Here is a 16836-nt window from a genome sequence, read left to right as displayed (position 1 = left end):
GAGTGATAATTTATTAATGAAAATTGAAATGAAAAGACATATAAATATTCTGCTGATTATTCTTATCAGTTCTCTATCAGCAAATGCCCAAACAATCGACAGGAGTATCCGTCCGTTGGCTGCCCCGGCTAAAGAAGTTAATATAAAAGACGCACAGGTATTTACCCTTAAAAACGGATTGAAGGTTTTTCTGGTTGAAGACAATTCAACCCCATTGGTATTATACTCGCTTCAGTTGGATGTTAAACCAACACTCGAAGCCGATAAAGTAGGACGTAACAGTTTGTTTAATGAAGTATTTGGTACAATTACCAAAAACAGAAGCAAAGAACAACTTAACAAAGACATCGACATGATTGCTATGCAAGGGGGTGTACACCGTAATGGAGGATATGCATACTTCCTGAAAAAGCATCACGATAAAGCACTGGAGATAATGACAGACATGTTATTTAACCCGGTATTTTCGCAAGAAGAGTTTGAGTTGGGCTTAGGTAAGTATAAAACAGACCTTTCGGCTATTGGCGATGATGCCGGTAACATTACCAACCGCATTGCAAATACACTTGTGTACGGTAAAGGCTATCCCGGAGGAGAAATTATGACGCTGAAAACCCTTGAAAGTGTTACATTAGCCGATCTGGAAGCATATTATAATACATACTTTGCACCCAACGTAGCACGTCTTGTTATTGTTGGCGACATATCGAAGAAAGAAGCACAAAAGCAGGCCGAAAAATATTTCGGTAAATGGGCAAAGAAAGATGTTCCGGTAACAGATTATGTTATTCCTACTGCTCCTGCACAAAACAAGGTTGCTTTTGCTAACAAACCAGGTTCTGTACAATCGGCTATTGATGTTTGTTATCCGGTAAAATTCAACCTGAAAGAGTCGGACTACGATGCTGCTGCTGTTATGAACCAGATTCTTGGTGGTAGCGGAACCGGACATTTATTTATGAACCTCCGCGAAGATAAGAGCTGGACTTATGGTATTTACACCAGTCTATCGGCAGGAGAGCAAATTGGTTCTATGTCGTTAACCAGCGGTAGAGGGGCTGCCTCTGTTAAAGCTTTGGCTACCGACAGTGCTGTTTACGAAATCCTCAAAGAGTTTGACCGGATTATTAAAGAGCCTGTTACTGCACAAGAACTGAAAGATGCTGTTACTTACCGTGCCGGAAATTTCTCGCGTTCGTTGGCTCAATCAACAAACATTGCCCAGTTTGCTGTAAATATTGATAAGTATAATCTGCCTAAAGATTATTACCGTAACTACCTCAAACGTTTGGAAGCATTAACTCCTGCCGATATTCAGGCAGCTGCTGCAAAATACATCAAACCAGAAAATGCTTGGATTGTTGTAACCGGCGATAAGCAACATGCCGATAAACTGGCACGTTTTGCCAGCGATGGCAAAGTACAATGGTACGATTACGATGCTAATCCTATTGAAGCACCTACTACCAAAGAAGTAAATGTATCGGCCGAAGAGGTTATACAAAACTATATTAAAGCCATTGGTGGAAAAGAAGCTATTGATAAGATTAACGACTTCAAGATAGTAGGCGAAATGCAAATCATGGGAAAATCCGGTGCTGTTGAGCAAACCTTTAAAAAGCCTAACTTGTCAACAAACTCTATGTCGATGCAAGGTATGCTTATTCAGAAAATGGCTTTCGATGGAAAGGTGTTAAGAATATCGGGTATGCAGGGCAACAGTGAGACAACCGAAGGTCCGAAAGTGGAAGAGATTAAATATGCAACCGGAATAGCACCTGAACTGAATTACCTTACTAACGGTAGTACCTTAACTGTTGAAGGTATTGAAGCCATTAACGAAGAAGATGCGTATGCGCTGAAAATAGAAAAGAACGGTGCATTTGCAGTTGAGTACTACAGCGTACAAAGCGGATTGAAACTACGCAAGGTACAAACCACTAAAACTCCTAACGGCGAAATGCAAGCCATTACTGATTATAGCGACTACCGTGAAATGAGTGGTGTAAAAGTGCCTTATGCCAGCAAACAGTCTGTAATGGGTCAAAACATTAACATTATCATTACTTCAATAGAAATGAATATTGGTTTGAAGGATGCTGATTTTAAGTAGTCCGGGGCGACATACCAAAGTGAGTTCAACTCTGAAGGAGTTGTCCCTGAATAAAGAGGGAAACTCTTTCAGAGTTTTAATGCTTTTGATGTTTATCTACCCCGGACTGCGCACGCAGGCTTGTCCGGGGTTATCGAAAGGATGCTCTTTCAGAGCAAAGAAAACTTTACTAAACAAAGAATTATTTCATAAAACTTTCCGTTGAATCTGTTCATGTGGTGTTCCTTTTCCTGCTTTACAGTTTTCAATGGCTTTGTTTGCTCTTTGATTAAGTTCAAAAACCGAAAATAATTCAGAACCCCGAAACACAAGATACCTCCCCGTAGCATGAATAATAAAATTATTCCCTGTACATTCATTAAGCGTACCTTGCCACCAGTTTGTAAAATCACTTAAAGGATAAACCAGATTCTCTCCCCTCACCCCTGTAGCTCCGAAGTTTATAATTGATATTTGTTCGGAAGGCATGCATTCAAAATTTCCGCTATCTTTTACTGGTGTAAATACACCATAATCTGTAACCATCTCTACATTGGCGTATTCCATATAATCCATCAACAAACTAATATTGCCTAATGTATGGTCTTCTCGTTTACCGGTTGCACCAACTATAATTATATGTTTCTTTCCTTGCGATACGCAATAGTTCACTGCTTTAGTCTGATCGTTTGTTTCCTGATCGTTATTGATAAATAGAATATCAGCAAACTTCTTTCTGTTCTCTGGGGAGATAGAATCCCCGTCTCCTACAATAGCATTTGGGGTATAGCCTTGGGCAATGAATTGGTTTGCGGCTCCATCACAGCATACAACGAAAGGGGAATTATGCAGAAAGTATAAAGGTAACGGGTGGGTTGGGAACTCTCCGTTGGCCAGTATTACTGCATCGGGCAGGGATGTGGGGTTAAGTAGGGGGTAGTAATTCATATCGTGATATTGAACCGGTTGTTAATCATCATCTTTTTCCATTTACAATACCCAAAGATAGCAATAACCGCATAAACCGCATACAACCCCGAAGTAAAATAAAGTTCCTTATAAATATACAAGCCCGCACTAACAACATCCACTACAAGCCAAACAAGCCATTGTTCCAGATATTTGCGTGCCAGCATCCACATACCAATAATGCTTAAAGCAGTAGTGAAACTATCAATCCATGGAACATCACTATTTGTATAGTTTATTAATAACCAGGCGATACCCAGAAAAGATACTATACAGATAACCATCATTGGTAGTATAGTATTTACAGGAGTATGGGTAATAGGTAATTCACCTTTATTCTTTTTGCTTCCTGCTGCCCAAACAGCAAGTCCGTATATGGCTGCACCCAGATAATATACGTTTATACCCATGTCGGCATATAATCCCGCATCATAATATATAAAGATATAGATGGCAGGCATTATAACCCCGGTAATCCACAACCAGATACTAGCCTTGTATTCCAGCCATAAATACACCAGACCGACAATGGTTCCTAAGATTTCGAGATAGTTCATTATTTAAAATCTCAACGTTACATTACACAATATATTTGTACCTGCCATAGGATAATACATCGGATTATGATTAATTGTTGTTGTTTCACTTTCCGGATCATATGTTGCCGATGATGCTGAATACCCATTCGTTTCATACTTCTCATTAAACAGGTTATATACCGTAGCACCCACATTAATACTTTTAAATCCCTTTAGTTTGAAAGTGTATCCTACATGAAGGTTATTAACAAAATAAGGATCAATAGAGTTTACTTCATTACCTGTATTATCCAGATACTGACGACTCACGTATTGCGATTGAAATGTAGCTCCCCAGCCCTTATAGTCGAAACTGAAAAGACTTCCTGCCATAAACGAAGGAGAAAAAGCAATCGGTGTAGTACCCATAGCAACCGCGGTTTGATCATACTCATTCCAATTACTATCCCAAGTGCTGTAGTAAGCTGTATAATTTTTAATGCGGTTCTTGCTCCATGTGGCATTTACATCCCAACGTAGCCATTCTAACAATTTAGCACCTGCAGTAAGTTCAATACCCATGCGGTAGCTGTCCTTTACGTTTTCAGCCATTGCTTCGCCAATCTCGTTTACTTTACCATTCAATACCAGCTGATCGGTGTAATCCATATAATAGAGATTCACTCCGGCAGTAAAACGGCTGTTTCGGTAGGTATATCCCAGTTCGTAATCGAATAACTTTTCTGCTTTGGGTAATTCTGTGAATAACCCATCGGTATAATTGTTACGGGTGGGTTCTTTTTGAGCTACCGAGAAAGAAGCATAAGCCGAATGATTGGGGTTGATTTGCCAGAATATCCCGGCTTTGGGATTGAAGAAGCTGAACTTTTCGTCGATATCCAAACGTTGCAAATGTTCAGGTTCTTTGGTATCATCCCATTTATCGTTGTTACCGTTTATCTTATAATTAATATGCCGGTACTGCAAATCGGCATAGAGATTGAAACCGTTACCCAGTTCGTAATTGGCTTTTGCATAGATGTTACCATCGGTTTTTTTACCCGTGTTCCGGTAATACTCATGATCCGGAGCAAGATTACCAATGTAGTTTTTAATCCAGATAACATTACCATAATGATCGTTTTCGTAATAGTTAATGCCTCCACCAATAGCAGCCTGTAAACGTTCGTTGGTATAGTTTAAAGAGAAGATGCCGCCGCCAAAGCCGCTTTCGACCGACTTACGCCGTACAAGGTCTACCTTCTTTATCGTTTTTCCATCTACCGTGAAAGGTTCTAATCCATACTCTATCAGCTTGCGGGTGTTTTTGTATTCTTCGTAATAACCATCGCCATCGGTATAATGCAAAGCAACGTTTAATTTCCATGCCGGTGTAAATGTATGATCGAGCAGTAGTTGGTAATGTGTTTGTTTATACTTGTCGATCTGGTTATCATAAAAGCCTATCACATTGCCGTTAGCATCTTCAATCTTACCGTTGGGGTTATACTTGCGGTTGTTCTTTAAATCATCTTTGCTGATACCGTCCCACGCATGATATGTTTCTTCGTTACCGCCGAAGGTTATAAACTTAATACTGGTACTCTCGCCGTAATAACCACCTTGCAGAAAGTAAGAAGTCATATCGGCCGTTGCCCTGTCGCGATAACCATCTGTTGAAATGTTAGATATCCGTGCATCGAAAGCCCAGTGATTATTTAAAATACCGGTACCAACTTTGAGTGTTTCTTTATGCGTATTAAATGAACCATACGAACCCGAAACCTCGGCATAAGGTTTTGAAGATATGCCTTGGGTACGCATATTGATACTTGCACCAAAAGCACCCGCGCCATTGGTTGATGTTCCGGCACCACGCTGTATCTGCATATCTTCGAGCGAAGAAGCCATATCCGGAGTGTTTACCCAGAATATAGAATGACTCTCAGCATCATTCATCGGAATACCGTTGGCTGTAATATTGATACGTGTAGCATCTGTACCGCGAACGCGGATACTGGTATAACCAATACCTGCCCCGGCATCGGAAGTAGTAAGAACCGACGGAGTAGAGGTGAGAAGGAATGGAATATCCAGACCGAAATTCTGTTTCCGTATCTGTTCTTTATCAACATCGGTAAAGGCAACCGGAGTTTTAGATGTAGCACGAGTGGATATTATTTGTACTTCATCCAGGTTGACGGTTTTTACACTATCCACAGGTGCACTCTGCGAATACATACTCATTCCGGTACACAATACACCGGCCAGCATTGCTGCTCTTCTTTTCATTTTAAAACTCTTTTAGTTAAACAAGAAAAGGGGTTCTTTTCTCTATTTTCCCTCCGCCGGTATTACCCGGATCAGGTCAATGGGTATGATCTCAGCCCGTAATATTAAGGCACCCCCCTATTAGTGATAGTTTACTAAAGGAACACTTTCCTTCCGAAAACACTGCAAAAATAGGTATTATTAATGGATAAGCAAACGAGATGCGCATGAAACAAGTAGTTTCATTTTTGTTTTGCACAGTGAAACAAGTTGTTTCCTATATAGGAAACCAACAGTTTCATACGTAGAAAACTAGTAGTTTCCTACCGCGAAATGTTGGTATGTCGAAACTGTCGACGTTCCTTCTGCATTTCAGGCTTCCCATATATCTATGTCTATTATTATTTATTCCTAAATCATTACTATGAATCAAAACAATGAATTAAAAATGGACACTGCTATTTTTGCAGGCGGATGTTTCTGGGGAGTTGAATATTACATGAAGAAAATACCCGGAGTTGTTTCCGTAGAATCCGGATATATTGGAGGCGAAGTAGAAAACCCATCGTACGAACAGGTATGCAAAAAAAATACAGGCCATGCCGAAGCTGTGCGCATAACTTACGATACCACCCAAACAGACTATGAAACCTTGGCAAAAATGTTTTTCGAGATACACGATCCTACACAAATTGATGGTCAAGGCCCAGATATTGGCGAACAATATAGGTCAGAGATTTTTTACATCAACAACCACCAGAAAACAGTAGCCGAAAGATTGATTAAAGAATTACAAGAAAAAGGGCTCAATGTAGTAACATCCGTTACACCGAGCACTATGTTTTGGGTTGCCGAAGATTACCATCAAAATTATTACAACAGAAAAGGCACCCTACCCTACTGCCACGGATATATTAAAAGGTTCTAATTTATTAATAATTTTACGCTTATCCTTTAAATTTTGTTAGAAAACTAATCCTTTTTTGCTTTGAATTTGTTAAAAACATGGTTATTTTGCAATAGTTTTTCACAATGTTAATATAAAAAAAATCAACCATGAATTTAACTGATTATGTTTTAGAGGTCGTCGAGAGTTATCGCCGGCTTGGCTGCACAAGAACAGCAGAAACCTACCTGAGCACCTTACGCAGTATGCTTTACTACCATCAGGAAGATGCACCTATTAAGGATATCTTCAATCGGACATGGTTAACAGGTTATCAGGACTATCTAGTCTCTACCGGACTAAGTCGAAATTCTATTGTTTTCTACCTGGCTCGCATCCGGTCATTGTACAACAAGGCAGTACAAAAAGAGTTAATAAACTATCAGCCCGGATTGTTTGAAGGCGTTCAAACCAGAAGCGAGCCTACTTACAAACGGGCAATCCGGGCAAAGACATTGAAGTTTATTTGCCAAGCCGATTTCAGCAAATACCCTTGTCTTGACTTTGCCCGCGATATGTTTATGCTTAGTTTGTATTTGCAAGGCATTTCTTTCATCGACCTGGCATATCTCCGGAAAACAAATATTAAGGGAGATGGAAGCATTATTTATCAGCGTCATAAAACCCGTTCAACGGTAACAGTTGCTGTAGATAATCTGGCTTGGCGTATTATTGAAAAATACAAAGAGCAAACCGCACGTTCGCCTTATCTTCTTCCTATTATTAAAAATCCCGGAAGAGACGAAAGGAAACAGTACGAAACAGCTTTGCGTGCCCAGAACAGGCGTTTGAAGAAAGTAGCACGTTATTTGGGTATAAAAGACAATCTTACCTCGTATGTGTCGCGTCACAGTTGGGCTACAGTTGCATATCATGAAGGGGTAGCTACTTCTGTAATCAGTCAGGCTATGGGACACCAATCGGAGAAAGTGACTCATGTTTATCTTAAATCATTCGATAACACCACTCTCCTAAAAGCTAACGACACAGTAATCAAAGCTATATTTGGTAAGCTGGCCTACTCGCAAGTTCAACGAGTAACCAGGGCACAACCGGAATATAGGCTGCGCGAAACTTCAAGGTAAAACTTGTTTTATTGAATACACCCGGATGTATCATCCCGATACCTAACATGTATTTCCTCAATACACCCGGGTTATGTTGAATCAGTATTTAGTATACCGGAATAGTTTTGGTAAGTATTGATTTACCGTCTTCGCTCAACACCTTAATACTAATTTCCTGTTTAGCTATACTAAACATAGCAACATGATTATTTGAGTTAATCAGTACAGGGAAGTTGCAATCATCATTACCAGCCTCTATGTAAAAATGCTTATGCAAATGTGCACTTAGCATTAAATGGATTCCTGCCTTATTTAATAACGGAATAAAATGCTTCTTTATCTGAATTGGGCCATGCCAGGTTGAACGAATGGGCGGAACATGCATAACAACCACTTTAACAGGCGCTTGTTTAAAGTCTTCACTCTGTAGAACATCGGTTAGCCATTTAATCTGGCTTTCGCGATAATTATCAAAATCGGCCAAGCTGTGATATTCTATATCGCTATCGGGTTTATCCTCTCCACCATCTAATACAATAAAAAACGCAGGCCCTTGCCTGAATGCGTAATACGGTTGTCCGGTTGAAGTTGGAAAATAATTGATATATTCTGTAGAGAACAATCCACGTGTTTCATGATTTCCCCTTGCCATAAAGAAAGGCGTTTCGCGCGCAAACGACCGCACTGCCTGATCAACAAATCCTCCCAGCACTTGTTCCTCCGAAAACATATTGCTTGCCATGTCACCATTAAAAAGAACAAAGTCTTGCTCGCTTATGTTAGTCTGGCTAATTAGTTTCTCCAACAGTTCGCTGTTTTCATGAATATCATTTACCACGGCAAATTTCATATTGGCCTGCGAGGTATCTAAAGTACGAAACGTAAGCGGCTTTTGCCTATATACATTTGTTGCCACTGTTTTACCATAACCAATGTAGTAATGTTCTTTGGCTGTTACTTCTTTAGAGTAAATGCGATACCGATATCTGGTGGCTTTTTCTAGTCCGGATATTTTAATCTTATGCAAAGTACCAATCTCTTTTTTTCCGAAATTTGTTTGATAAAACCGTTGTCTTTCTTCTGCATAGAAGTGGCTTTCGTCATCGGGTGCCAGTTCAACCCACGAAACCGCTTCTTTATTAGTAACCCATACCACAGTTACCTCATTCTCGGTTACTCCTTGTAAATAAGGTCCATGCAAAATCTTAAAATCTTGCGCAAATAACATTGCCGAGTATAGCAATGATAATAAAAGTAATAGTTTTCTCATGATTTTTACTTTAAGGTTTTGCAAATGTATCAAATCATTTATAAAAAACAACTATATTTGCTTTTTCAGAGAGAGCGACTAATACAAAACACCAATAAAAAATGAAACAAGAAAAAATGATGGAACTCTGGCGCAAAGAGTTCGAAAACAGCTACTATCAATGGGGATTAACATCTTTGGTATATGATTATCTTGAAGAAAAAACGGACGAACTTAACGGCCCGTTAACCAGTGGGCAAAGAAAATACTATACGTATTACCATGATTGGATGATAAAAGAGTTGGATGGAGAAAACCATGAACTGGCTCGCCGCATGCTGGTAGCAATATCAAAAATGCGTAATGGAGGACTTATCAGTGGAAGTTACCGGATACGGGAAGAAGCAAATATATGCTTACGCATCGGTTATGATTTCGATTCTATAATAAAGCAAACCATTCATAAGTTTAATGATATTTCCGAAGATACGCTGTACTGGCTTGCAGGAGCATTATTGCAATATCACCCCGAAGAATCTATTGCTTTTGCCAACCAGTTGCTTACCGATAAACTGGGTGAACTGCTGGATAAACGAAAAATGAATCGTGAATTATACCTCGCCCTCTACATAGCCGCTCAACTCTTAAATAAAGATGCATCGGCGTATGCCCAATACATACATGTATTAGCTCTTGTTGCCAAACGAATTAAAAACGATATAACAACTGTAATGTTGTATCACACCTACGAGTCTTCGCCCGAATTGAGAGAACTGCTTCTCGATCAGTTAGATACCAACTTCAAAGCCGCATTTATTCTATATAAACAAATGACTAAGGAAGAATATATTCCTTTCTTAGAGAAAGTAGGTGCCCCACTTTGGTCGTATTACTATCTGTTAGCTACCGATAATTTTATCGACCTTGATAAAGCTTCCATATTGAAACAGCTATACAAGGAAAACAAAGATATATTTATGGATTTGTTTGGGCGTATGGCTACATCAAAAGATCATAAAAATCTTATTGAGGCAGCCTATCTGCTAGCCATTTTATTGCAGAATGGCGAAGGTCAGGAGGAATTGGAAAATTACAATATAGTTCAGTTGGCATTATTTAACGATCTCAATCAAAAAAGTATAGAAAAGATATACTATGATGAAGAGGTTGATTTGAAAGATGTACCACCACTTCCTACCACGCTATCTTTAGGTTGGGGAACATGGTATAAAATAGTTGGTGTATATTGTGTTCTGTACGACTATTCATCACGCGCCCGCCGTTTAATGCATGTATTGCTAACCAAGCAGCCCAAAACATCGAATAGTTACGAGAACGATATATTTGCAACCGGATATTTTCTGCGCGACCGGAAGAAATGGCTATCCATTGAGCCCAAAGATAGCTTGAAAGTGCTTTTCGATAGCGGATGCATTACTATTGATAAAGCTTTCCGGGCATACTGTTATACACAAATATGGGGAGGTCAAATCCGGCAGGCTATATCCGAAGCAATTACCTGCGACTTTATTCTTGAAAACAAGGAAGCGGCTCTTGATACATTAAGCAAAAACGATATGAGTGTTGCCGAGAATCTGGTATGGGCCGAATTGCTTTATCAGGAATTTAAACTCGATGCTACCGATCCGCTATTTGCAATGCTCACAAATAAATCGAAGCTGATACGCAAAAAGGCCGAAGAAATTATCAAAGAGAATGAAGCAACCATTCGCCCCATAATGGAAGAAAAGATGGGGAAATTGAGAGGCAATGCACAGGATGCTGCCAAACGATTAATTAAGTGTTGGGACAATGAACGTAAATTTGGTGCAAACTTCTCGTTCAAAGATAATGCTGCTGTTATTGAATACTGTAATGATAACCACGATAAGGGAAATGATAAATTTATCTCCTGGATTCCTGAAGATATGCTTACCGAAGTACGTTTTATCGACCTTACCGAAAAAGCTCCTGTTATTGTAATTAAGCACATCCTGGCCGAATACATGGCATTGGAAGAAGCATACAGAATTAAAGCCTGCGATAAAATTGTAGAACGCCTCAACCCACAGGATTTTCAAGCCACACTCGAAAACATTTATCAGCTTTGGAAAGATAATGGTGCCGAAGCCAAAAAGAAAATGTTTATGGTGCCTTACTGTTTGTATGTATCGGATTCGCAGATTCTCCGACTTAAAACCCAATTGAAAGACTGGGCCGAAGCATCACGTGGAGCTGTTGCTGCCTTCGTAGTAAATGCCATTGCCATGAACGGAGGAAGTGTTGCCCTGATGATGATTGACGGCATTTCTGTAAAATTCCCTAATAACCAGGTAAAGAATGCAGCCAAAACAGCCTTTGTATTTGCTGCCAAAGCACTGGAAATTCCCGAAGACGAATTATCGGATAAGATTGTACCTACACTTGGGTTTAATAAAGAAGGAGAAAAAGAACTTGATTATGGGGCACGTACCTTTAAAATAACATTGATGCCCGACTTTACTCTTACCATTTACGATAACGATAAGCAAAAGAACATAAAATCGATGCCTGCTCCTGGTGCCAACGATGATACAGTAAAAGCCACAGCAGCTAAAAAAGAATTCTCCGAACTTAAAAAACAAATGAAAGTTGCCGTTCAAACACAAACCAACCGCTTGGAAAAGGTTTTGATGAATGGCCGTCGCTGGACAGTAAATGCCTGGAGTACCCTCTTTGTAGAGAACCCCATTATGCACCGCTTTGCTACCGGTTTAATCTGGGGAGTTTATGAGGGTGATAAGCTGATAGAAACATTCCGCTATATGGACGATGGAACATTCAACACTGTTGACGAAGACGAATTCACTCTTCCTGAGAATGCTTCAATCACATTGGTACACCCTATTGAAATGTCGGCCGAGTTAGTTGCTCAATGGAAAGAACAGCTCGATGATTATGAAGTAGTACAACCACTTCCACAATTATCTGCCCCAATGGTGACCATAGATCCTAAAGATATTGACGATAAAAAGGTTATCAAATACATAGGCTGTATGGTAAAATCGGGTAAGATAGCCGGAATAGCCAAAAAGTACAATATGGCACGTGGCGAAGTGTGGGATGGCGGAAGCTATACTTGTTTCCACTGGGTGGATAAATATTTGAATCTGGCCGCACAAATCAATTTTGAGTATATGTGGATGGGGCAAGAGTATAATGACGATGTAACATTGGGCAATCTCATTTTCTATCGCTTGGGCGAAGAACAAGAAGTTGAGGAAGAACCCAAAGCAAACATGATACTTGATCCTTCGGCAGTACCTGCACGGTTTGTAAGTTCGGTAATTGGAATATTTGATACACTGAAGGAAGAATAGTGATATGTTTGAAAGTAACAAACAACTGATTGCAACATATCCTTTTCCTATCCCGGAAAGCTACTCGGCAAAAGTGCCTAAAAGTATCTCTAAGAGATTTCATGAAGGATGCGAAATAATACGCCGTGGAAGAATTGAGGAAGGGCTGAATGTGCTTGTTTCGGAAGGAGAAAAATATTCTCCACTAACAGCGTATGTTTTAGCCCAACTGGTAGCTTATTTTGAAAGAGACTGGGAAAAAGTAATGGATTTGCTTGTCTTTGCAATAAGCAATGAACCATATTACAACCTGATAAAAGCATTTTGGATAAAAGAAAAACTGTTCGACTATCTTCTTGTAGATATAGCAGCAATCAAAACTAACAGAATAGCAGAAGCCGAAAGGCTTCTGCCCATTCTGGAACAGCATAACGAAACAAAGTATTCTAAAAGCAAGATACTAACACCACAAGAGTACTTCTTATCCAAAAAGTTTTTTCTTGATGACAATAAAGAAGAGTTACTGAATATATTTGAAAAAGCCAAAACACAAGATTATTACAAACAGGATTATTGTTCCATGGCTTATAGTCTTGTTAAGTTTGGTGAAACAGAGAAAGCAGTTGAAGCAATTACAGGATGGTCTGAGTACTCTACAAACTTTATTGATAGTAAAACAGTTATAGTTATTCCTTTTGATGCTATGGTATTACACGAATTCTATGGAATTGGTGACGATGCCCACATGGCAAAACAATTTAAAATATTCCAGAAAGCCCGATATGTACGATTACCCGAAGATGGGCCGGCAGATACCCGTTTGCCCAAATCGAAACCTTGCAATAACCATAAAGGTTTTAAAATAAGTGGACTATTAGAGGCTGCTTTTGGTGACAAGCAATGTGTATGCGAGGGTTGGATTTTTGAGAAACGCACATTGGGGAATATTAAAATTGTATCGGGGAAGATTATACTAGACGATCCTTTAATTATCTCATCACAGCCATTAATAACAACTTTTCCTAAAGGTGAATTTCCTGTAGAGATTGCCATTGCACGGAAATCGGGCGATCAGCGTGTGGCACTAGCTAAGTTGTTATTCGCCAATAATGAAGTAGTTAGTTGGGATATTGCTTTGTGTGAGGATATAAAACCTCAAAAAGACCATATTTATGGCTATGGCGTAGATACTGGTACTGGTTGCTTTGCCGATTTTGAGATATACCAGGAATACGAAACGAAACTAACAGAAGATATTTCTGATTATATTGTTGACGAATTCGACAAGAACGGTAACACCGGGCTTGTTTATGAAAACGTAGCCATGTTCTCTACTGGCTTTGGAGATGGATTCTATCAAAGTTATATTGGTAGAGACAAAGAAAACAATATTACCTGTATAATAACTGATTTTCAGGTTATTGACTGGTTAAATAATTAGTGCATGGAAATATGAACGAAGAGCTAAAATACAATACAGACGAGGACTTAATCAAAAAAACGCCTAACAGTTTCTTAAACCATCCTGCCACCCCCGATGAATTGGAATTAATGAAACAATGGTTGGAAAATATCCTATCTGTATATCCGGAAATGGTTTATGGCATCTCTGACCCCGAATTGCAACAAATAGAGAACACATTAGGAATAGCTTTGCCATCAACACTTCGGCTATTATATTCATACATTGGGAAAAACACAGATCTGTTTATTCCTGAATTAATGAATAAAATGGACTATAAATTAGTTAGTCCTGACCAGTTGAAGATTGAAAAAGATGTAGTTATACACGATTATTATAGCGATGAGAAATGGTATAAAACAGATATTCTGATTTACTCAACCACACGGAATGGCAAGAAAGCGTATGGTGGAATTGATATAAAAAGGAACTGGTATCTGTACTTTTATAAACAATGGTACTGGCAAAAAGATCACATGCCACTTTACATGGATTTACCTGTAACACTTGCCTGTATTGTTATCTCTAAAATGCAGAATGTATTTACAACTAAAGTAAAAGGACTTTATAGTTATAAAGCTGCTGAAAAGGCCGAGCAGAAATTTGCAGGCTATATGGAACGTTTTAAAGACTGTGAGCATTACGACCATACACTTTTCTTCAATAAAGAGCACTGTACTTTAGGATGGTTTCGTACTGGATGTGCTGGCTCTGACATCTTTTTAGGTAGTAATGATAAGCAATTTGTAGATGACCTAATCGCTAAAATGGAGTTCTCGAAAGCAAAACATATAAAAACAGATGGCGTTCTAGTGAAAAAACAATAGATAAGATTCAACAATTTAATCATGCAAAACAAAGTACAAAAACCATTAATGGAGATGCGTTACGCCAACGAGTTGGCTGCACTCCGCAAACACGATACCGGAGCCAAACCGGCTAATTGGCAATTATCTCCACGTGCTGTACGCGATTTTATCCTGGGTAAAAAAGATCCTTTGGAATTAGATGGAAAAGAAGTTACCATTACTCCTAAATACCTGGGCGATGATGCATTGGTTGAACGCTCTATCATTACCCTTGCCGGGAATCGCGGTTTAATGTTGGTTGGCGAACCTGGTACGGCAAAAACCATGTTAAGCGAATTACTTTCGGCAGCCATTTGTGGTACCAGTACAAACACCGTGCAGGGAACAGCAGGAACCAGTGAAGATAATATTAAATATTCCTGGAATTACGCATTACTACTGGCAAAAGGTCCGGTAAAAGAGGCATTGATTCCCTCTCCTGTTTATATTGGAATGAAAAAAGGAATAATTACCCGTTTCGAGGAAATCACCCGTTGTCCGCTTGAAATACAGGATAGTCTTATCAGTATCATGAGCGACCGGGTATTGAATATCCCTGAATTGGGTGAAGATGGTTTTCTCTTTGCTTCAAGCGGATTTAACGTAATTGCCACTGCCAATACTCGCGATAAAGGTATTAACGAAATGAGTAGCGCTCTTAAACGCCGTTTCAATTTCGAAACAGTTGAGCCGGTGCGTAGTGTAGCTCTTGAAAGTAAAATTATACGCGAACAGTGTTCGGGCATGTTTGCAGCCAATGGGTTGGATATAGAGGTTCAGGATGATGTTATTGATGTATTGGCATCAACATTTAACGAACTCCGCAATGGAACATCTTACGAGAAAGCCAAAATCCAGAAACTATCCGGTGTAATGAGTACCGCCGAGGCGGTATCGGTTTATTATCAATCGGCATTAGATGGGTATTATTATGGTGATGGCAATGTAAGTATGCGTTCGTTGGTGCAAAACCTGCTGGGCGCTGTAATGAAAGAGAATAAAGATGATCTCCCCAAATTGAAGGATTATTTTAATGGAGTTATCAAATTGAAAGCCGAAAGAAGCGGAGGATTGTGGCAGGAGTTTTATGAAAACAGGAATTATATCAAGTAATTTATCATAAACAGATGAGGCCAACGGCCTCTACGCAATAGCGTAGGGCAAAGCCCTACGTAACGAACAAACAGCACTGTGACCCCAATGGGGTCAACGCAATTAAATCAAAATAATGCCACAATCATTATCAAGCATATACGTTCATATAACCTTTAGCACCAAAAATCGTATTTCATTATTGAAAGACGATGAAATAAACGCATCTCTTTACAATTTCCTTGGAGGAATCTGTAAAGAGATGAAATGTAACCCCATACAAATAGGCGGACATACAGATCATATTCATATCTTATGTCTCTTGGGACGAGAAACAACAATAGCAAAATTAGTTGAAAATCTAAAAAAACGTTCATCACTTTGGATAAAGGATTTTGGGAATAACTATCAGAAATTCTATTGGCAAGAAGGTTATGGAGCCTTTTCGGTAAACTCAACGGAAACAGATAAGGTTATCAATTATATTTTAAATCAAAAAGAGCATCATCGCAAATGGACTTTTCAAGATGAATATAGAGCGTTTTTGCATAAATATAATGTAAAATATGATGAACAATACGTTTGGGATTAGTAATATAGCTGCGTTGACCCCGTTGGGGTCACAGTGTCTGTGTATATGTTACGTAGGGCTTTGCCCTACGCTATTGTGTAGAGGCCGTTGGCCTCTTTAACTCCTTTAACTCCTAGCGAAGCGATAACTCCTGCCATTCTATAGTATGAATAATGTAGGTTAAGTTTGTTACTTAATGCAGAAAAGATGAATAAACAGAAATTAAAACGAATTTGGTCTAATGTCAGTTACTTGCATTATTGGTTTTTACCAGTTTAGGAATTGTATTTGTAAACGAGGCCAACGGCCTCTACACAATCGAGTAGACTGCCCTGCCGGTGTCGCCCGGCAGGGAGAGCCTCTCACACCACTGTACGTACGGGTCACGTATACAGCGGTTCGTTAAGATATGG

The 16836-nt window shown here is 39.3% G+C and carries 11 protein-coding genes, 1 pseudogene and 1 riboswitch; of the genes and pseudogenes, 8 read left to right on the top strand and 4 right to left on the bottom strand.

Going from position 1 to position 16836, the window contains the following annotated elements:
* Positions 1-28: 28 nt before the first annotated feature.
* A complete protein-coding gene (locus tag D0T85_RS12190; protein WP_163213584.1) occupies positions 29-2113 on the top strand; it encodes a pitrilysin family protein in 2085 nt (694 codons plus the stop codon).
* A 186-nt stretch (positions 2114-2299) separates the two neighbouring features.
* Here the strand turns inward: D0T85_RS12190 and D0T85_RS12185 are convergent, their stop codons facing one another.
* From D0T85_RS12185 to D0T85_RS12175, 3 genes are read right to left on the bottom strand one after another with little or no spacing between them, the layout of a single operon-like run.
* Positions 2300-3040 carry a thiamine diphosphokinase gene (locus D0T85_RS12185; protein ID WP_163213582.1) on the bottom strand — a complete coding sequence of 247 codons (741 nt, stop codon included), beginning with the start codon at positions 3038-3040 and terminating at the stop codon, positions 2300-2302.
* The gene (pnuC, locus tag D0T85_RS12180; protein WP_163213580.1) at positions 3037-3618 is read right to left on the bottom strand and encodes a nicotinamide riboside transporter PnuC; all 582 of its coding nucleotides are present in this window, start codon (positions 3616-3618) and stop codon (positions 3037-3039) included. The genes D0T85_RS12185 and pnuC overlap by 4 nt, the downstream gene beginning before the upstream one ends.
* Before the next feature lie 3 nt (positions 3619-3621).
* Positions 3622-5871 (bottom strand): TonB-dependent receptor, encoded by a 2250-nt coding sequence (locus tag D0T85_RS12175; protein ID WP_163213578.1) that lies wholly within the window; start codon positions 5869-5871, stop codon positions 3622-3624.
* Between the two features lie 31 nt (positions 5872-5902).
* A riboswitch (TPP riboswitch) is annotated at positions 5903-5998 on the bottom strand.
* A 303-nt stretch (positions 5999-6301) separates the two neighbouring features.
* Here D0T85_RS12175 and msrA point away from each other — a divergent pair.
* Positions 6302-6778 (top strand): annotated as a pseudogene (msrA, locus tag D0T85_RS12170) (peptide-methionine (S)-S-oxide reductase MsrA); the annotation flags it as partial.
* Between the two features lie 128 nt (positions 6779-6906).
* Positions 6907-7881 (top strand): site-specific integrase, encoded by a 975-nt coding sequence (locus tag D0T85_RS12165; protein ID WP_163213574.1) that lies wholly within the window; start codon positions 6907-6909, stop codon positions 7879-7881.
* Positions 7882-7969: 88 nt separating this feature from the next.
* Here the strand turns inward: D0T85_RS12165 and D0T85_RS12160 are convergent, their stop codons facing one another.
* Positions 7970-9133: a metallophosphoesterase family protein gene (locus D0T85_RS12160; RefSeq protein ID WP_163213572.1), complete on the bottom strand. Its 1164-nt coding sequence runs from the start codon at positions 9131-9133 to the stop codon at positions 7970-7972.
* A 101-nt stretch (positions 9134-9234) separates the two neighbouring features.
* Here D0T85_RS12160 and D0T85_RS12155 point away from each other — a divergent pair, with 101 nt between their 5' ends.
* The 5 genes from D0T85_RS12155 to tnpA all read left to right on the top strand — a co-directional run bounded on the left by D0T85_RS12155 (position 9235) and on the right by tnpA (position 16444).
* Positions 9235-12471, top strand: coding sequence for a DUF4132 domain-containing protein (locus D0T85_RS12155; RefSeq protein WP_163213570.1), 3237 nt, complete (start codon positions 9235-9237; stop codon positions 12469-12471).
* A 4-nt stretch (positions 12472-12475) separates the two neighbouring features.
* Entirely contained in the window at positions 12476-13891 is a 1416-nt protein-coding gene (locus D0T85_RS12150; RefSeq protein WP_163213567.1) for a DUF4241 domain-containing protein, read from the top strand.
* A gap of 11 nt (positions 13892-13902) precedes the next feature.
* Positions 13903-14739, top strand: a complete 837-nt coding sequence (locus D0T85_RS12145) for a hypothetical protein (RefSeq protein WP_163213565.1) — start codon at positions 13903-13905, stop codon at positions 14737-14739.
* A 21-nt stretch (positions 14740-14760) separates the two neighbouring features.
* Positions 14761-15873 (top strand): AAA family ATPase, encoded by a 1113-nt coding sequence (locus D0T85_RS12140; protein ID WP_239060707.1) that lies wholly within the window; start codon positions 14761-14763, stop codon positions 15871-15873.
* 115 nt (positions 15874-15988) lie between these two features.
* Positions 15989-16444 carry an IS200/IS605 family transposase gene (tnpA, locus tag D0T85_RS12135; RefSeq protein ID WP_163213563.1) on the top strand — a complete coding sequence of 152 codons (456 nt, stop codon included), beginning with the start codon at positions 15989-15991 and terminating at the stop codon, positions 16442-16444.
* Positions 16445-16836 lie beyond the last annotated feature (392 nt).

The organism is Bacteroides sp. 519 (assembly GCF_010500955.1).
In the GTDB taxonomy this organism is placed as follows: Bacteria; Bacteroidota; Bacteroidia; order Bacteroidales; family Bacteroidaceae; genus Bacteroides.
This window is presented reverse-complemented; position numbering and strand designations above follow the sequence as displayed.